At 68.2% G+C, this 16636-nt stretch carries 19 protein-coding genes and 1 pseudogene; 7 read left to right on the forward strand and 13 right to left on the reverse strand.

Annotation, left to right across the window (positions count from 1 at the left end; translation table 11 throughout):
- Positions 1–8: 8 nt before the first annotated feature.
- The 3 genes from ABZS69_RS42645 to ABZS69_RS42655 all read right to left on the reverse strand — a co-directional run bounded on the left by ABZS69_RS42645 (position 9) and on the right by ABZS69_RS42655 (position 2877).
- A complete protein-coding gene (locus tag ABZS69_RS42645) occupies positions 9–899 on the reverse strand; it encodes an alpha/beta hydrolase (protein ID WP_355382631.1) in 891 nt (296 codons plus the stop codon).
- Positions 900–907: 8 nt separating this feature from the next.
- Positions 908–1936, reverse strand: a complete 1029-nt coding sequence (locus tag ABZS69_RS42650) for a tartrate dehydrogenase (protein ID WP_355382634.1) — start codon at positions 1934–1936, stop codon at positions 908–910.
- 62 nt (positions 1937–1998) lie between these two features.
- Positions 1999–2877, reverse strand: coding sequence for a LysR family transcriptional regulator (locus ABZS69_RS42655; RefSeq protein ID WP_355382637.1), 879 nt, complete (start codon positions 2875–2877; stop codon positions 1999–2001).
- Between the two features lie 345 nt (positions 2878–3222).
- On the opposite strand from ABZS69_RS42655, the gene ABZS69_RS42660 reads away from it, so the two are divergent.
- Positions 3223–4407, forward strand: a complete 1185-nt coding sequence (locus ABZS69_RS42660) for a DUF2786 domain-containing protein (protein ID WP_355382640.1) — start codon at positions 3223–3225, stop codon at positions 4405–4407.
- A gap of 183 nt (positions 4408–4590) precedes the next feature.
- Here ABZS69_RS42660 and ABZS69_RS42665 read toward each other — a convergent pair whose 3' ends face one another.
- Entirely contained in the window at positions 4591–4848 is a 258-nt protein-coding gene (locus ABZS69_RS42665) for a hypothetical protein (protein ID WP_355382643.1), read from the reverse strand.
- A 399-nt stretch (positions 4849–5247) separates the two neighbouring features.
- On the opposite strand from ABZS69_RS42665, the gene ABZS69_RS42670 reads away from it, so the two are divergent.
- From ABZS69_RS42670 to pafA, 3 genes are all read left to right on the forward strand, one after another.
- Positions 5248–5427 (forward strand): hypothetical protein, encoded by a 180-nt coding sequence (locus tag ABZS69_RS42670; RefSeq protein ID WP_355382646.1) that lies wholly within the window; start codon positions 5248–5250, stop codon positions 5425–5427.
- Between the two features lie 157 nt (positions 5428–5584).
- The gene (locus ABZS69_RS42675; protein ID WP_355382649.1) at positions 5585–5995 is read left to right on the forward strand and encodes a cellulose binding domain-containing protein; all 411 of its coding nucleotides are present in this window, start codon (positions 5585–5587) and stop codon (positions 5993–5995) included.
- A gap of 502 nt (positions 5996–6497) precedes the next feature.
- Entirely contained in the window at positions 6498–7856 is a 1359-nt protein-coding gene (gene pafA, locus ABZS69_RS42680) for a Pup--protein ligase (RefSeq protein ID WP_355382652.1), read from the forward strand.
- Between the two features lie 127 nt (positions 7857–7983).
- Here the strand turns inward: pafA and ABZS69_RS42685 are convergent.
- From ABZS69_RS42685 to ABZS69_RS42710, 6 genes and pseudogenes are all read right to left on the reverse strand, one after another.
- A pseudogene (locus tag ABZS69_RS42685) lies at positions 7984–8406 on the reverse strand (prolyl oligopeptidase family serine peptidase); the annotation flags it as partial.
- Between the two features lie 91 nt (positions 8407–8497).
- Positions 8498–8719 carry a hypothetical protein gene (locus ABZS69_RS42690; RefSeq protein ID WP_355382655.1) on the reverse strand — a complete coding sequence of 74 codons (222 nt, stop codon included), beginning with the start codon at positions 8717–8719 and terminating at the stop codon, positions 8498–8500.
- A 543-nt stretch (positions 8720–9262) separates the two neighbouring features.
- Positions 9263–9757 (reverse strand): hypothetical protein, encoded by a 495-nt coding sequence (locus ABZS69_RS42695; RefSeq protein WP_355382658.1) that lies wholly within the window; start codon positions 9755–9757, stop codon positions 9263–9265.
- Positions 9758–9898: 141 nt separating this feature from the next.
- The gene (locus tag ABZS69_RS42700) at positions 9899–10894 is read right to left on the reverse strand and encodes an IS3 family transposase (RefSeq protein WP_355382661.1); all 996 of its coding nucleotides are present in this window, start codon (positions 10892–10894) and stop codon (positions 9899–9901) included.
- Positions 10895–11091: 197 nt separating this feature from the next.
- Positions 11092–11574 carry an Rrf2 family transcriptional regulator gene (locus tag ABZS69_RS42705; RefSeq protein WP_355382664.1) on the reverse strand — a complete coding sequence of 161 codons (483 nt, stop codon included), beginning with the start codon at positions 11572–11574 and terminating at the stop codon, positions 11092–11094.
- Positions 11575–12077: 503 nt separating this feature from the next.
- Positions 12078–12308: a hypothetical protein gene (locus tag ABZS69_RS42710; protein ID WP_355382667.1), complete on the reverse strand. Its 231-nt coding sequence runs from the start codon at positions 12306–12308 to the stop codon at positions 12078–12080.
- A 29-nt stretch (positions 12309–12337) separates the two neighbouring features.
- Between ABZS69_RS42710 and ABZS69_RS42715 the strand changes: the two genes are divergently transcribed.
- Entirely contained in the window at positions 12338–12793 is a 456-nt protein-coding gene (locus tag ABZS69_RS42715) for a hypothetical protein (protein WP_355382670.1), read from the forward strand.
- A gap of 37 nt (positions 12794–12830) precedes the next feature.
- Positions 12831–13346, forward strand: a complete 516-nt coding sequence (locus ABZS69_RS42720) for a GNAT family N-acetyltransferase (RefSeq protein ID WP_355382673.1) — start codon at positions 12831–12833, stop codon at positions 13344–13346.
- A 200-nt stretch (positions 13347–13546) separates the two neighbouring features.
- On the opposite strand, the gene ABZS69_RS42725 is transcribed toward ABZS69_RS42720, so the two are convergent.
- The 3 genes from ABZS69_RS42725 to ABZS69_RS42735 are packed head-to-tail and all read right to left on the reverse strand — an operon-like array spanning position 13547 to position 14532.
- Complete coding sequence (locus ABZS69_RS42725; RefSeq protein WP_355382676.1) at positions 13547–13885, reverse strand: hypothetical protein; 339 nt, start codon at positions 13883–13885, stop codon at positions 13547–13549.
- A gap of 55 nt (positions 13886–13940) precedes the next feature.
- Positions 13941–14219, reverse strand: coding sequence for a hypothetical protein (locus tag ABZS69_RS42730; RefSeq protein ID WP_355382679.1), 279 nt, complete (start codon positions 14217–14219; stop codon positions 13941–13943).
- 25 nt (positions 14220–14244) lie between these two features.
- Complete coding sequence (locus ABZS69_RS42735; RefSeq protein WP_355382682.1) at positions 14245–14532, reverse strand: hypothetical protein; 288 nt, start codon at positions 14530–14532, stop codon at positions 14245–14247.
- Positions 14533–15584: 1052 nt separating this feature from the next.
- Between ABZS69_RS42735 and ABZS69_RS42740 the strand changes: the two genes are divergently transcribed.
- On the forward strand, positions 15585–16397 hold the full coding sequence (locus ABZS69_RS42740) for a CU044_5270 family protein (RefSeq protein WP_355382685.1): 813 nt from the start codon (positions 15585–15587) through the stop codon (positions 16395–16397).
- The last annotated feature ends 239 nt before the right edge of the window (positions 16398–16636 follow it).

Below are 16636 nucleotides of genomic sequence, written 5' to 3' on the forward strand. Positions count from 1 at the left end.
CCCTCGTCTCAGGTCCTGGCCAGGAACGCCCGCAGCTCCGCGGTGACGAGGGCCGGGGCTTCCTCCGGCAGGTAATGGTCGCTGGGCAGCGCCGTACCGCTGACGTGGTCGGCGTATTCGCGCCAGACCTTCAGGACGTCATAGTTGCGGCCGACGAAGCTGTGCTCGCCCCACAGCGCCAGCACCGGACAGCGCACGCGACGGCCCGCCGCCGCGTCGGCCTCATCATGCTCCAGATCGATGCCGGCCGCCGCCCGATAGTCGGCGCACGACGCGGCGATGGCCGCGGGGTCGGAGAAGCAGCGGACATACTCTCGGACCGCGGACTCGTCATAGGCGGCGCCGCCGGAGTGCCGTGCCGTCATCCGGCTGCGGATCCAGAACTCGGGATCGTTGCCGATCAGCCGCTCGGGGATGCCGTTTCCGGCGGCGAGGAAGAACCAGTGGTAGTAGCCGAGGCCGAACGCGGCGTCGGCGTGCGCGAACGTGTGCCGGGTCGGCACGATGTCCAGGACGGCGAGGGCCGCGACGGCGCCGGGGTGGTCGAGGGCCATCCGGTGGCCCACCCTCGCTCCTCTGTCGTGGCCTGCCACGGCGAAGCGGTCGAACCCCAACTCCCGCATCACGCCGATCTGGTCACGGGCCATCGCCCGCTTGGAGTAGACGTCGTCGGTGACCGGCTCCGGCTTGGCGCTGTCGCCGTACCCGCGAAGGTCGGTCAGCACGACCGTGTGACGGGACGCCAGCGCCGGGGCGACGTCGTGCCAGATCAGGTGCGTCTGCGGGTAGCCGTGGAGGAGCAGCACGGGCGGCCCGTCACCCCCGACGACCGTGTGGATGGCGACGCCGTCCACGTCGACGGTGCGGGCTTGGAACGTGCTGGGCAGCGGGACGCTCATGCTTTCCTTCAGATCGCTTCGATGATCGCGCGGGTGAGATCTTCCGTGCGGGCCGTGCCGCCGAGGTCGGGGGTGCGCACGTCGGTTTCGGTGAACACGCTCTCGATGGCCGCCATGAGATTCGCCGACGCCTCGGGGTGCCCCAGATGGTCGAGCATCATCGTGGCCGTCCAGATCGCGCCGACCGGGTTGGCGATCCCCCGGCCCGCGATGTCCGGCGCCGACCCGTGGACCGGCTCGAACATCGACGGGTAGGCACGCGTCGGGTCGATGTTCGCGGCGGGCGCGAGGCCGATGCTCCCCGCGACGGCGGCGGCGAGGTCGGACAGGATGTCGCCGAACAGGTTGGACGCGACGATCACGTCGAACTGAGCCGGATCGAGCACCAGTTTGGCGCACAGCGCGTCGATGTGCTCCGAGCGCAGCGTCACTGCGGGGCGCTCGGCGACCCGTTCGGCGACGATCTCATCCCAGAACGGCATCGTGTGGATGATCCCGTTCGACTTCGTCGCGGACGTCAGCCGCCCCCCACGCCGCTCGGCCAGGTCCAGGGCGTAGTCGGCGACACGGGTCACCCCCACCCTGGTGAACACCGACTCCTGCACCGCCATCTCGGCCGGAGTCCCCTGGTACAGGCGTCCGCCGATCTCGCTGTACTCGCCCTCGACGTTCTCACGCACCACCACCAGGTCGATGCTCCGCCGCCCGTCGAGCCCCCGGATCGGCCGCAGGTTCACGAACTGCTGGAACCCCCGGCGGATCGGGATCAGCAACCCCCAGAGCGACACATGATCGGCCACACCGGGCCCGCCCACCGCGCCCAGAAAGATCGCGTCATGGTGACGTATGAGATCGAGCCCGTTGGCGGGCATCATCGCGCCCTCGGCCAAATATCGCGCGCAGGACCAGTCAAACTCGTCGTAGGTGAGGCCGATGGCGTGCCTGCGGCCGACGGCGTCGAGGACGGCACGGGCAGCGCCGCACACCTCGACACCGATTCCATCCCCGGGGATCACAGCGATGCGGTGAGAGTGCATGGCACCGATTCGAGCAGCCCCGCCAGGTCGCGTCCAATATCTGCTACCTATCTGACCGATCGTCACTGCCTTTCGGTGGCCATGTCCAGGAACGCGCGCGATGCGGGACCGAGCCCGCCCCCGTGGCTGACGTAGGCGACCTCAAGGCAGAAAGCAGGATCGAGGTCCGCGACGACGGCGCCCGCCCGCTCGGCGACCTCCCGCCACGACTCGGCCAGAACGGCGATGCCGCTGCCTGCGAGCACCAACGGCAGGATCGCCTCACGGTGTTCAGTCTCCACCGCGATCGTCAGCTCGACGCCGGATTCGATCAGCGCGTCGACGACCGCGCGCATCCCCGTACCGGTCTGCCCGGCGATCACGCGCAGGCCGGACAGGTCGCTCGTCGCCACCCGCGCACCCGTCTGGAACGGCTCGGCGGCCGACGTCACGACGACGAAGCGCTGCCGAGCGACCGGATGCAGCCCCACGCCGGGCCGCTCCGGGAGCCCTACACCGGCCAGCAGGCCCAGCTCCGTCCGGCCGGTACGCACGGCCTCCACCACCTCATCCACGGTGGCACCAGCGCGGACCACCACCCGAACGCCCGGGTACTGCGCGGTGAAGCGGGTGATCACCCCGGCGAGCGGAGCAATGGCCTGTGACGGCATCGCCGTAATCTGCAGCCGGCCGGTCCGCAGCCCGCGCACCGCCTCGACAGACTCGACGGCCAGACCCAGCGCGTGGACGGCCATCCGCGCGGGCCCGACCAGTTCCCGGCCCGCCTCGGTCAGCACCACCCCGCGGCCGACCCGGTGGAACAGAGCGTCGCCCAGCTCGCGCTCCAACTGCTTGATTGACTGCGACAACGAGGGTTGCGCGACATAGAGCACCTCCGCCGCGCGGTGGAATCCACCGTGGTCCACGACCGCGAGAAAGCGCTCGAGCTGCCGGAAGTCCATCACAGGATCATCCCGTTTGCGGCGACGCGGGTCCAGGAAACGCGCCACCGCCTGACCGGCAGCTCCAATCGTCCGGCGCCTTGGGCCAGGACGGGTTCGGTAGCCATCCGAGCGGGGGTTCCCAGCCCTCGGGAGCCGGTGGCCAGCCTGGTGCCGGGCTGGTCGCTCGGCGCCTTCACCCCCTCCCGCTCAACCGGACGAGGGTTCTGCTCTGAGAGTGATTCGAGTTCTTGAGCCCCACAGGGTCGGTCAGGACCTCGCCGCCTTCCGCCGCGCCGGTGAGCAGGGGATGGGGCTCCGTCACGGTAGAGTTCTGGCGGACTTTCATTAAGGTGGACGGCATGTGTGAGTAAGGCCAATGAGCTGATCGGCGCGGCGATGGAGGCGCTTGCCCGCGAGGATCAGGCGTCCTTCGACTCCGCCGCCGCCTTCCTGGCCGACCGGGACGACGCCGATCGCGCGCTGGTGGAGGTCGGGTCCCGTGCGATCTCGGGGTTGTGGCGGAACGGCTGGCAGCCCGCCGACGTGGTCAGGATCGCGGCCAGGCGGCTGACCGACTGGCACGGGCGGGCGGCGGCCGACCTCATCGCCTGGGAGATGCGGGCCTATGAGCCGGCCACGGTGGATGAGCGCTGGCGCGACCAACTCGCCGCCTTGGAGGCCGCGGTGTGGTGGACGGGCGGCTACCTGGCGGCGCGGCAGGCGCACGACGGGGCCGGCCGTCTGGTGACCGTCTCCGGTGTGCTGGAACTGCTGGGGTTGCTGACCGGGCTGCCCCGGCTGGAGTCGTTGAGCCCGCCGCCCGGGGCCCCTCGCCGTACGGTCCAGGCACGCTCGCACGTGGTCAGCGAGAAGACGCTCACGCGGGTGCGGGCGCTGCTTGCCAAGGCGGAGTCGACGGCGTACGAGGCCGAGGCGGATACGTTCATGTCGGCGGCGCAGAGCTTGATGGCGAAGTACAGCATCGACGCGGCGATGCTGGACGCGCAACCAGGCGGAGGTGAGGCCCCGGCGGGCATCCGGGTCGGCATCGACGCGCCGTACGAGCAGCCCAAGGCCGTGCTGCTCGTTCTCATCGCCGAGGCCAACAGGTGCCGGGTGATCTGGTCGAAGGAGCTGGGGTTCGCCACCGTGCTGGGGTTCTGGGCGGACCTGTCCTGGGTGGAGATGCTGTTCACCTCGCTGCTGGTGCAGGCACAGACCGCGCTGGTGAACTCGGGCACCAAGAAGCACGGCACCGGCCGATCGAGGAATAAGACGTTCCGCCAGTCGTTCCTGTCGGCGTTCGCTTCCAGGATCGGGGAGCGGCTCGCCGAGGCCACGGCGGCCGCGGTCTCGCAGGAGAGCGCCAGCCGGGGCACCGACCTGGTACCGGTGCTGGCGGCCCGCGAACAGGAGGTGGAGCAGGCGGTGGAGCGCATGTTCCCGAACCTGGTCTCGCATGCGGTCCGCACGTCCTGGGACCGGGAGGGCTGGGCGGCGGGCCGTACCGCCGCCGATCAGGCCAGCCTCGAGGCGCGAGACCGATAGCGCTCCGGGTACGAATATCCATCCGCGCAGGCATGGAGGTGATGCGCTCTCTTGTGCTCCCGCCGCACGGCATGATGGCCGATCGTGCTACTGCGCTTGGCCTACCTGACGATGACGACCGCCTTCTCGTTTCTGGGGCTGCTACCCCGGATCAATCGCGACAAGGAGATCGAGATCTTGGGGTTACGGCACCAACGGCCGGACGAGCAGCCTTACCTGGCGCAGGACCCCCCGTGGCAGCGATGTCAGCAGCGCGACCAGGAAGGCTCGGTCCTCGGGCGCGAACCTCACCCTGGCATCGGCGCCGAGTTGCCGTTCAAGCACGGTGATCTGATGGCGCAGGGCGAGTATCTCGACGTCCTTGTCCCGATCGGCCATGGGTAGCAGTCGCAGCGCGGCGAAGGCGTTCGTGACGGCGAGATAGGCCAGGCGAAGGAGCACGGCCGATCATCATGCCACACCCGCCCCCTTGTGAAGATCGGAACTCGCGCACGCCACGCGAAGCTCTCACAGGGGCGTGACCTGGGCGGATGTACCTATCGACAGGCGCAAGGCCAAGCTGTCCAGCCGGTAGCCCGTTCTCGCCGCCCGACCTGCCTCGTTGATCAGGAGCCCACTCGCGATGGCCACCGCACGCTGCCACCTGCCCGGTCTCGACCGCCCCATCCCGTCAGGAAAAGGCCAGGCTCCCGATCCACTCACCAGACACCACCCACCCCAGCCTGACCGGCGCGAACATCGAGATTCACGAGCCGTGGTGGCTGCCCCCACCCCGTACGTCCACCGATCGCGGGAACACGGCACCTTCACCGCCAGCGTACGCACCCTCGGGTCCAAGTGATGTTCGCCACTGACAAGGTGCCGACCTGCGTGCCGCAAGCGAGCGTCCATGACAACGTTGCCGTGGAGGTGGGTGGCCATGCATTCTCGGCCGGGGAGGAGGCCGGACCGTTCGCACTTGGCGGCAAGCGCTCCGGCGGGATGACACGTGAAAGTTTCAGTTCGAAAATCCCAGGATGAGCCCTGATCGGGAATGGCGGCAGGCGACGCCGTGGTCGGTGCGCAGGCTCTGGGCGCAGGCCGGTTCCCGTATTGACCCGGTCTTCCAAGAGAGGTACCTCCGAGGGGAAGCGTTCCTCGGTGCCGGGCCGTGCCCGCTCCTGCCGAAGGGTTGGTCATGACGAGACGACGTACATCGTGGTTGGCTCGGGTGACGGCGGCTCTCGCCGGAGCGATCGTATTGATCGCCACGTACGCCTCCCCCGCGCAAGCGACGATCATCGCGTGCGAGTGGGAGAAGGTCAGCTCGTGGACCAACGGTTTTCAGATCAAGGTCACCCTCATCAACGACGGGATACCGGTCGACGGCTGGACGGCCACCTGGACGTGGGACGACGGCACCACGGTCACCAGCGCGTGGGATGCGATCGTGACCCAACCAGGCCAGAGCATGTCGGCCGGCAACCAGTCGTACAACGGCTATGTCCCGCCGTTCGGCCGGGTGAGCTTCGGCTTTCTGGCCACCGGCGTCAGCGACGGCCACGGCGGCGGCCTGAGGGTCAACGGCGGACCCTTGCTGCCGTGCTGAGCTGCCCGGCACCGGCAGCTCGTCGCGAGCCTGCACGACCGGTTCCATTGCGGCGCACCACAGCACTGGCGAACAGCAGCGTCCCTTGCATGGCCAACACGAAGGACCCCGGGTTGGCCAAGTGATGTGCGCACTCGACCGACAATGACCCCACTCCTCGAACGCGTTCTCAGACCGGTCGACTGCGAACTCGTCGTCCCAGCAGATGGGTCGCCGTGAACGACGCATGTCTGACGTCCGGTGAGCCGCGCCCACACTGCCCGGCATCGAGCAACGCTCTCAGGGGGCATCGCGCCGAGGTCGACCCTCGTCCCGGGGATCCCAGCCGGTGAGTGGCAAGGATCATGGTCCTTGATCGTCCGGCAAGGGCCGCGGTGTGCTCCGGCCAGCCTCGTGGCGCATGTGTCGTCGGCTTTCCGGGTACTCACACATCAATCCCCGGTCGGGTCCGGCGAAAGACGATCTCCCCCGTCGCGCGGGCGGGGAGAATAGTTGTGAGGTAATGGATCGACGCATCTTCGGTCTGGAGAACGAGTACGGCGTCACGTGCACCTTTCGGGGTCAGCGCAGGCTGTCCCCGGACGAGGTGGCGCGCTACCTGTTCCGGCGGGTCGTGTCCTGGGGCCGGTCGAGCAACGTGTTCCTGCCCAACGGCGCCCGCCTGTATCTGGACGTGGGCAGCCATCCCGAGTACGCCACCCCCGAGTGCGACAACGTCGTGGAGCTGGTCACCCACGACAAGGCCGGCGAGCGGATCCTGGAAGGGCTGCTCGTCGACGCCGAGAAGCGGCTCCGCGAGGAGGGCATCGCCGGCGACATCTACCTGTTCAAGAACAACACCGACTCGGCCGGCAACTCCTACGGCTGCCATGAGAACTACTGTGTGGGCCGGCATGGGGAGTTCGCCCGGCTGGCCGATGTGCTGATCCCGTTCCTGGTCACCCGGCAGATCATCTGCGGCGCGGGGAAGGTGCTGCAGACCCCGCGGGGGGCGGTGTACTGCTTGTCGCAGCGCGCCGAGCACATCTGGGAGGGGGTGTCGTCGGCGACGACCCGGTCCCGGCCGATCATCAACACCCGTGACGAGCCGCACGGCGACGCCGAGCGGTTCCGCCGCCTGCACGTCATCGTCGGCGACTCGAACATGAGCGAGACCACGATGTTGCTCAAGGTCGGCGCGACCGATCTCGTGCTGCGCATGGTGGAGGCCGGGATCGTGATGCGCGACATGAGCCTGGAGAACCCGATTCGGGCGATCCGCGAGGTCTCGCATGACATGACCGGGCGGCGGCGGGTCCGGCTGGCCAACGGGCGTGAGGCGTCGTCGCTGGAGATCCAGCAGGAATACCTGGGCAAGGCCAAGGACTTCGTGGACCGGCGGGGCGGCGACGCGATCGCGCGGAGGGTGCTGGAGCTGTGGGAGCGCACCCTGCGGGCGGTGGAGACCGGCGACCTGGACACGGTGTCCCGGGAGATCGACTGGGTCACCAAGTACCAGCTCATCGAGCGGTACCGGAAGAAGTACGACCTGCCGCTGTCCTCGCCCCGGGTGGCCCAGCTCGACCTTGCCTACCACGACGTGCACCGTAAGCGCGGGCTGTTCTACCTGCTGCAGCGGCGCGGCGCGGTGGAGCGGGTGGCCTCCGACATCAAGATCTTCGAGGCCAAGTCGGTGCCGCCGCAGACCACCCGGGCGCGGCTGCGCGGCGAGTTCATCCGCAAGGCGCAGGAGAAGCGGCGCGACTTCACCGTCGACTGGGTGCACCTGAAGCTCAACGACCAGGCGCAGCGCACCGTGCTGTGCAAGGACCCGTTCCGCAGCGTCGACGAGAGGGTGGACAAACTCATCGCCGACATGTGACCGGGTGGGGCCAGGAACCAAAGCCACACCGGCGTGCGGGGCCAGGGCCTTCTCGATCGTACGAAAGCCCAGGAGCGCTGCTTGTAGGGCGTCAAAACTCGCGCGCGTTCCGAGGAACGTCGAAAGCTCATTCTTGGAGGAGATTGCGGCGCAGGAAGTCCAGTTCGAGCAGGAGCAGGTTCTCGGCGACCTCCTCTTGGGCGGTCATATGTGAGACGCCCGACAGCGGTAGGACGGTGTGTGGGCGGCCTGCGGTCAGCAGCGCGGCTGACAATCTCAGTGTGTGGGCGGCGAAGACGTTGTCGTCAGCCAGGCCGTGCATGAGCAGGAGCGGGCGGCGCAGCTTCGGGGCGTCGGTGACGATGGAGCTGCGGTCGTAGGCTTCGGGGTGCCGGTCGGGGTGGCCCAGGTAACGTTCCTGCCAGTGGGTGTCGTAGAGGCGGGCGTCGGTGACCGGCGCGCCCGCGACGGCAGCATGGAAGACGTCAGGGTGGCGCAGTACGGCCGCGGCCGCCAGGTAACCGCCGTATGACCAAGGCTGACCGCCGAGGACTCCACCTCCTGATCGTGGCCGCCCGCATATCGACTCCTTGAACCGCGGGGGTGCCGTGCGTGGGTAAAAGGGAAGCGGAGGTGGCCTCTTATGGAATCGGCGGCAGGACGTCCCACGTGCGCAGGAGTGCTACAACGATCGTCGCGGTGATGCCGATCAGGATCGCGGCGAGCCGTACCTGCCGGTAGAGGCGGGCAAATTTACGCACGTCGCGCCATTTACGTTCATGGGCGCGTCGAGCGCGCAGGTGAGCGATCTGCTGCCGGGATGTGACCTTGAGCCTGCTGTAGTCGATGCCGTGCCGGGTCATGGCTTCGAGTTTGTCCGGTCGGCGGGATATTTGGCCACCCTCTAGACGCCCTGAAGCCGATGTCTGTCGACGACCGAGGCCGTGCGGATGCCGCCACGGTGTGATTTGGACGCTGAACTTGCCCTCTGAACTGGAGGATGGCACGGTGACGAACTATGGGCAGGAGGCTCTATGTCGGCAGAGGCGTTCCCGGCGGCTACCGGATCTGGGACAACAAGGCGCGCCGCTGGTGGGGCCGACCTCTACGAGTTGTACCCCGACGACCTGCTCAACGAGCTGAACGGTGCGCGTGACTACGACAGAATCACGGTGCCCCTCAAGCGCTAAAGGGCTGAGAAGCGGTAGCGGCAAGGCGATGATGAGCGGCGTGGAAAGTGCCGAGTTCGGCTCCGATTACATCAACTCATGGCTGGCTGCATGGCAGCACAATCTGCTCTACGCCCAGGATCCTGGCCAGGGGGAGACACAGCGGATCTGGGCAAGGGTGGCCTTCGCGGCCCTCGACGGTGCCGAACGGGCCGGGGGACCTGAACCCGCTCTCTTTCATTTCATGCGTCGTAGTCGCGCCGCTTTCGCGATCTCTCCAGCTTGGCATCGGAGCTCATCATCAGTTGGCGGCGTGCTTCGTAAGGCTTCCCAATCATCGATGAGGATCATGAGTTCTGTGATCTCGGGTGGGTGGCCGCATCGAGGTGAGAGTTCGGTGATCAGGAAATCGGCGCCAGCCGAGATGGGTAGCGTGCCGTCCTGCATGGCTAGTGAGACATCGAGCGCGACATCCCACGGCTCCTGCTGGGTGTCTACTGGGGGCATTCCACATTCGGAAAGCACCTGACGAAGCAACGGTTCAATCTCCGAAAGGGAGCCGATGGAGAGGGCGTATCCGGCTAGTTCGAGCGTACTGGGCGTGTCGATTCCGGCTCCGATCAGATCGCAGGCCATCCAACCCGCGTCCGCCACACGACCGACGAGCCGTCGGCAGAGCAGGTCACCCCGAAGCTCAACGAGATACTCGCGCCGTTCTGCCGAGAGTTTCATGGGACCAGTATTGTCGTGGCAGCATGATCGGGAACATGTCCGGAATGATCAACGACGCCGGCCTCGCGCCCAACTGTCTATCCGTAGCTCAGTAGCAGGGCGATGCGCTATGACGGTAGCTGTCAAACCGTTTGAGACATTTCAGGCGACTTGTTCTGTATCGGAGCTGGTTTCCTCCTTGGCAGGTTCGTTGATCCAGACGGCCTTGGGCAGGCTGGGCGGGGTGGGCTTGCGGCGGAACCGGCCGGGGTTGGCGGTGTAGGCGGCCTGGAGCGTCCGGGCGCATTCGGCCCGGATCTGGCCGGCGGTGCCCAGATGGACCGAGGCGGGGGTGTGCAGGCCGATGCCGGAGTGCCGGTGCTCGTGGTTGTAGTAGGTGAAGAACTCCAGGCAGAAGGCACGGGCGTGGGCGATCGAGCCGAAGCGCTCGGGGAAGGCTGGGCAGTACTTCAGCGTCCGGAACTGCGCCTCGGAGTACGGATTGTCGTTGGACACCCGCGGCCGGCTGTGGCTTTGCGCGATGTTCAGGTCGGCCAGCAGCGCGGCGACCGGCTTGGAGGTCATCGAGGTGCCCCGATCGGCGTGCACGTGCGCGGGCGCCTGGCCGCCGTTGGTGCGGATGGCCGCGGCGATGAACTGTTCGGCCCGCTCGGCGTTCTCGCGGGCGTGGACCTCCCAGTGCACGACGTAGCGCGAGTAGATGTCGATCATGATGTAGAGGTCGTAGTAGATGCCCTTGACCGCTGTCTTTAGCTTGGTGATATCCCAGGTGAACACCTGCGATGGAGCTCGGGCGACCAGCTCGGGCCGCACCCGGGCCGCATGAGTCGCCTGCCGCCGGCGCTCGCGCACCTCACCACACCCGCGCAGCAGCCGATACATCGTGGAGATCGAACACAGGTAAACGCCCTCGTCCAGCAGCGTGGCCCACACCTGCGCCGGCGCCTTGTCGACGAACCGCGGCGAGCGTAAGACGGCCAGCACCTTCGCCTGCTCCTGCTCGCTCAGCGCCGCCGGATGCGGCGCCGGCGCTGGGCGCGGCCCGAGTACCACCGGCGCGGGGTGGCGATGACGGTGCACGGTGGCCCGCGACTTGCCCGACAACGCACACGCCGCGGTCACGCCAAGCACCGGCACCCTTCAAGCCGCACCGTGTCGGCTGACGTCCTGGAGCGGCATTTCTCGGCCGCTGGTCAGTGACACCCAAGGCCGGACCCCGCCCCGGAGAATGCGTTCAGGGCCTGCGCAGTGCGCGCGGGCCCTGAATCACGCCTGGGGTTGCCGCGGTGACGGGCTGGAGAAGTTCGATCTCGATGGCCGGCACGCCAAGCGCTTCAGCTCCTGGTGGTGGTCAGCCAACGGCGTACGTCGGGCATGGCGGTGCCGTTGCTGTCGGCGTCGATGTCGGCGGCCAGGTCGGCGATGGAGAGCTGGGCGAGTACGCGTGACCAGGCGTCTTGGGCAGCGGTCATGGCTCGGGCGATCGCGCATGGCCGTGAGCACCGTTCGGCGGGGATGCCGAGTGGTCCGCGCTGCCTGATCTCGGTGCATCGATACGCGGGCTCGTCTCCGTCGACGGCCTGCACCACCTCCAGGGCGCTGATCTCCGCGGCGGGCCTGGTGAGGGTGTAGCCGCCGACCTGGCCCATGGTGGAGTGGACGATTCCGGCCCGCGACAGCGCCTGCAGGTGCTTGGCCGTGTACGCCGGCGGGGTGCCGTGCAGTTCTGCCAGTCGTGCCGCCGGCACCGGTTCGTGGCTCTGGCTGAGCGTGACGCAGCTGTGCAACGCCCACTCCACCCCGCTCGACATCTTCATGCCCCAACCCTACCCATCCCGGACAAGAGGTGTCCGAGTTGTGATATGAACTCGGATAGAAAATATCCGAGAGAAATTGTCGGAGTGCCCATGACCCAGACAGCACTGCAACCAAGCCGCACATCCCTGGGGATCGCCGCCCTGGCGTTATTCGTCGCGGCGGCGAACTTGCGGCCGGCCATCGCGGCCGTCTCGCCGCCTGTCGACCGCATCCGCGCCGACCTGGATCTGTCGTCGACCGGAGTGTCGCTGCTGACCGCCGTCCCGCCACTGGGCGCGCCACTGTCCGCGTACGCGGGCCGCCGGTACGGCCTGCAGTCCGGCGTGCTCGCCGGGCTCGTGATCATCGCCCTGGTTGCGGCGGCGCGCCTGCTCGGTGAGTCCACCTGGCTCCCGTTGAGCAGCGCGGCAACCGTCGGAGCAGGGATCGCCATCGCCCAAACCCTGCTGCCCGCCGTGGTCAAGACGCGCTTCGCCGCCCGCGCCGGGCTGGTCACCGGCCTCTACACCGCCGGACTCGGCCTGGGCGGCGCGGTGGCGGCCGGAGTGAGCGCGCCGCTGACCGATGCCCTCGGCTCCTGGCCGGGAGCGCCGGCGTCCTGGGCGGTGCTCGCACTGGCGGGCATCGCGCTGTGGTCCGCCGTCAAGGGCTCCCTGAGCCTGGACAACGTCACGGCCCCCGCCGGGCCCGCAACCCAGCAGATGCCCTGGCGCAGCGGCGTGGCCTGGCGCATCACCCTCGTACTACTGCGAGCCGGCCTGGGTGACGCCGCTGCTGCACGACGACGCCGGTCGCGATGCGACAACCGCCGAGATCATGCTGACCGTGATGATCTCCATTCAGATCGTGGCGATGCCGGCCGTACCGGCGCTGCTGGGAGAACGCCGCGGCACGTGGGCGGGCCTGGCGCTCACGATGACGCTGACCGCTGCCGGCTTCCTGGGGCTGGCGTACGCGCCGGGCACCGCGACGTGGATGTGGACCGCGGCGCTGGGCGTGGGGCACGGCGGGCTGTTCACGCTCGCGCTGACCCTGACCGCGCTGGCCGGCCGCGACTCCGGCGAGGCGGGGCGGATCAGCGCGATGGCGTTCTTCGTCGGCTACGGCTGCGCTCTGCGCGACGCCACGGGCAACTTCACTCTCGCCTTCGGCATACTGATGCTTCTGCCCATTACCCGTCTGCGCAGCACCATCCTCCGTCCGATCAAGGAACGCTGACGTGCACCCCGAGCATCGGAAAGGTACGGGCGCCCGCGTGAACCTCGAACGTCTCACCGGTCAGGAGACCCTGGCCCGCGCCTCTCACCTGGCGAAGATCTACCGGGCCGCGTTCGGCGGCCCGCCATGGTACGAGGACGAGCGCGCCGCCGACGCCTTCGCCGAACGCCTGACCGCAGACGCACAACGCCCGGGATTCGCGGCGGTGCTGGCCGGCGACAAGGGCGAACCCGCTGGTTTCGGTACGGCATGGCGCACCCCAAGGCCCTTCCCCACGGGCCGCGCCTACGACCTCGTCCGTGCCGAACTCGGTGACGCGGTGGAAACGCAGCTGGTTGGAGCGCTGGAGGTGGACGAACTGGCGGTGAGCCCACACGCGCGCGGACAGGGCCTCGCGGGACGAATCCTCGACCTCCTGTGCGGCCGCACCGACTCCTGCTGGCTGCTGACCGCCCCGCAAGCGGCTGACGCGATCAGGTTCTATGAACGGCTCGGCTGGCGGCGCCTGACTGGGCCGGAGGCGAACATCGTGGTGTTCATGCGTTCGCCGTGAACTCCTCGAGCAGCCGGCGGCCCATCCTCTGCTGCCCCCCTCTCACGGGTGCCCGTCCCGATGCACCTGCCGTGCGGCCCGGGAGGCGGGCCCTACGGTATCCTCGCGAGGGAGCGCCCGGGCCCGATCAACGCCTGCCCGAACGCGGGTGGCGGCCTCACCGTCGCCGCCTCCCGCCCTTCACTCCCAGGCTGAGGCCGTCAGCCTCGCCGCCAGCCCTCGGGAAGGTCCGGAACGGCCGCGTCTTGGTCGAGGGCCGCGTCAATGCGAATGAAGAGGGCCCAGTCACGCCCGTTCGTCGCACAGGCAGAACCGTCCCAGGTCCACCAGCCCTGACTGGCGCCCCATCTGCGCTGGGCCTCACAGGTTCCCTCGTCCGGGAAGAAATTCCAGATGATCCAGACCTTTTCTTGGATGTTCGCGCTCACGGCCGGCGACGCGGTATTCGCCGACGCGGGCAGGGCGCCTAATGTCAGGCCACCGCCCACGAGCGCGGCGGAGATCGCGAACGTCGCCGCGGCATTCCTGATTCTCAGCATGACTCTCTCCTTTTGTGTATGGTCGCTGATTCGATGGATAATCCCAGGCCGGCGATCAGTCGAATATCGCCCAGAGAGCCCATCGCCCGTCGATCTTCGGGCAGATGAATCCGCTCGCGCCGTTGAGGCGCACCCATTCCCGGCCCGCCCGGGCGCAGCTGTCCAGACTGGAGTACCAGCCGCCCCATTCGTGCCGGCTGGCCACCTGCGCGGCGCCGGCCGTTCGCTCGCTCGTGCCGCCGTTCTGTTCCGCGAACGCGGGGATCGTGGGAGACAGCACCAGAGCAAGACCGGCCACCCCGACGGCCAGTCCCCGTACCATGCGAGCGTGCATGACCTTCTTCCTTTCTCTGCGCCCCTCAGGAAGGAACGAGAACGCTGAGACGGTCTCCGACCGGCATGAGTTCCGCGCCCGGCGGGACGACCAAGGGCAGACCGCCCTTGCATCCCGCGCCCTGGTAAACAGTGACGGAGACGTTCGTGTGATTCGTGACGGCGGTGAAGGGTGATGTGGTGCGGCAACCCGCCGAAGGATTGTTGAACACCGTTTTGGGTCCGGCCGGACCGGCGGAGAGAACGAGTATCCCCGTGGCGGCGTCCGCCGGCGCGGCGATGAGCGCCATACCGAAGGCGGCCAGCGCCGTCACCGCGAAAAGCCGTGCTCTTGTCCTCAATTCAGATTCGCTCCCTCGTCGACGGATTCAGCTCTGCCGAGAGCTCCGAAGTGATGATTACAATTCCGTCTGTCGCCGTCCTGTCGCCACCCTTGCGTGGCGATGGCGGAGCGGCCGAAAATCTGAAAATGGACTGGTCAACGCGGTTCCGTTGAACGCCGGATATTGGCAATCGCGGAGTTCCTGTCAATCGCTTCAGCGTCGTAGGATTTCAGCGAAGACGAGCACAGGCCGCTGGGCCTGCACGGTAACTCGAACCGCAAGTGAGACACGTGCGGCCGGTGACCCGGGCAGGCAACGCCAGACGGCGGAGTGAACGACCCTGGCCCGCGTCAGACGGCGGGGACGGCGGACGTGAGAGGACGCGTCAGGCGGCGGGGGCGGACGGGGTGGCGGTGAGGGCGCGGACGTTCTGGGCGGCCGCGCGGCCCGCGCGGTTGGCGCCGATGGTGAAGGCGCCACCGAGTCCTCCCGGCCGACCACCCGGTACCGGCCGTCGAACGCGATCCAGGATCGCTCCCCGGTCTTGCGAAGGTCCACCTTCATGCGACACCTCTCCCGAAGAGACCAGCCGCCTCAGCGCCCATGCGTTCGAGCCACCAGGCTGAGGCCCGCAGACGGTGGATGATGGGCATGAGTGTGTTGGTCAAAGGTAGAGGGTCCGGCCCACATGGTTCGAAAGCCACATTAGAATGATCTTGGTCGGCTGCCAGGCGGTACGATCCGAGTGATCTCAGCCTCGGGAGGGTGTCGGATGTGCGTGTCGACGGCGGCGTCACGGTTCTCGGGCACGATTCTGTATCACGGTCAAGCCAGCCATCCCGAGCACGGCCGGGTCCACGTGCTGGGCTATCAGAACACCGCCGTCAACCTGGCGAGCGGACCGAACGCAATGCTCTTGCACGTGCCTGCCACCGGCATGACCCCGGCGAACTTCGTAGACACCCGCAGCTGCCCGCGCGTCCTGCGCGACATGGTCAACGCCCTCGCTCCCCCAACCCGCGGTCGGCGGCCGATGCCGGCCGGTGGAGCGTCGCCGACCCGCGCTCCGGCTCCGGTGGGGTCTCGCGCTGGCAGCGGCGTGCGTCGTGGGCGTGGCGGCGATACAGCTCGCCAAGAGCGACGCCCCGGCGGTGGGGGGCCGCACCGCGGTGCCGCATCAGCCGGTCGCGGCGGCGGTGCTGGAGAAGGCCGCGCTCGTGGCCACGCGGACCAGGACCGTCACCCCGCAGCCCAGCCAGTGGTTCTACGAGAAGCTGTCGCAGCACATGATCGGCGGGACCCTGCCCACGTCCGAGACGTGGCACCGGCTCGACGGCCGGAAGATGGCCGTTCGCTCGGCCAAGGACGACAAGCTGAAGATCACTGACGCCGAGAAGGGGCCCACGCACCCGGGGAAGACGTTGGAGGAGCTCCAGGCGCTGCCTGCTGACCCTGACGCCCTGCTCGAGCACTTTCGCACCATGGATCGGAATCTGACGCCGCTGTCGATCTGCGAACCCAACTGCCCTGCGGGGACCGAGCAGGACGTCAAGGCATGGGGGGCCATCGGCTGGTACATGAGCCACGGCGCGCTGGTGCCGCCGGACAAGGCGGCGGCGATGTACCGGGCGCTGGCCAAGATCCCGAACGTCAAGATCGAGGAGAGCACCGCGGACGGCGACGGGCGCGCCGGCATCGGCGTGGTGCTCGACCTGGGCGAAGCCGGTCGCGGTATCTACATCCTCGACGCCGGCGACTACCACTACCTCGGCTTGAAGGTGGTCGACGGCGAAGGGACGTCGGCGATGTCCGTGCTGAACTCCGGCATCGTGGACGAGCCCGGTCAAGTGCCCTGATCTCCCGCAGGGGCGGCGGCGAGGGGTCGGCCCGGTCACTCCGCCGTTTGGCCGAGAGAGGCGCGGGCCGAAACACTTCCTGGACAGCTCCACGTGCCTTACGTGCCAGACGAGATCATCTCGCTCTGACCTGCGAGAAGGGATCTCGAACCCAGATAACGATCGGAGCTCGCTGCCGTCGTCGATCGTCGGCGCGGGCGGGCGGCGGCACGTGGTCTCGTCGAGGACGTCGATGAGGG

The sequence above is a fragment of the Nonomuraea sp. NPDC005650 genome (genome assembly GCF_040605375.1).
Lineage (GTDB): Bacteria > Actinomycetota > Actinomycetes > Streptosporangiales > Streptosporangiaceae > Nonomuraea.

Coding starts and splice junctions, on each gene's coding strand:
- ABZS69_RS42645 (WP_355382631.1), bottom strand. CDS start 899: ATGAGCGTCCCGCTGCCCAGCACGTTCCAAGCCCGCACCGTCGACGTG.
- ABZS69_RS42650 (WP_355382634.1), bottom strand. CDS start 1,936: ATGCACTCTCACCGCATCGCTGTGATCCCCGGGGATGGAATCGGTGTC.
- ABZS69_RS42655 (WP_355382637.1), bottom strand. CDS start 2,877: ATGGACTTCCGGCAGCTCGAGCGCTTTCTCGCGGTCGTGGACCACGGT.
- ABZS69_RS42670 (WP_355382646.1), top strand. CDS start 5,248: ATGTTCGCCACTGACAAGGTGCCGACCTGCGTGCCGCAAGCGAGCGTC.
- ABZS69_RS42675 (WP_355382649.1), top strand. CDS start 5,585: ATGACGAGACGACGTACATCGTGGTTGGCTCGGGTGACGGCGGCTCTC.
- pafA (WP_355382652.1), top strand. CDS start 6,498: ATGGATCGACGCATCTTCGGTCTGGAGAACGAGTACGGCGTCACGTGC.
- ABZS69_RS42690 (WP_355382655.1), bottom strand. CDS start 8,719: ATGACCCGGCACGGCATCGACTACAGCAGGCTCAAGGTCACATCCCGG.
- ABZS69_RS42695 (WP_355382658.1), bottom strand. CDS start 9,757: ATGAAACTCTCGGCAGAACGGCGCGAGTATCTCGTTGAGCTTCGGGGT.
- ABZS69_RS42705 (WP_355382664.1), bottom strand. CDS start 11,574: ATGAAGATGTCGAGCGGGGTGGAGTGGGCGTTGCACAGCTGCGTCACG.
- ABZS69_RS42710 (WP_355382667.1), bottom strand. CDS start 12,308: ATGCGCCAGGCCACGCCGCTGCGCCAGGGCATCTGCTGGGTTGCGGGC.
- ABZS69_RS42725 (WP_355382676.1), bottom strand. CDS start 13,885: ATGCTGAGAATCAGGAATGCCGCGGCGACGTTCGCGATCTCCGCCGCG.
- ABZS69_RS42730 (WP_355382679.1), bottom strand. CDS start 14,219: ATGCACGCTCGCATGGTACGGGGACTGGCCGTCGGGGTGGCCGGTCTT.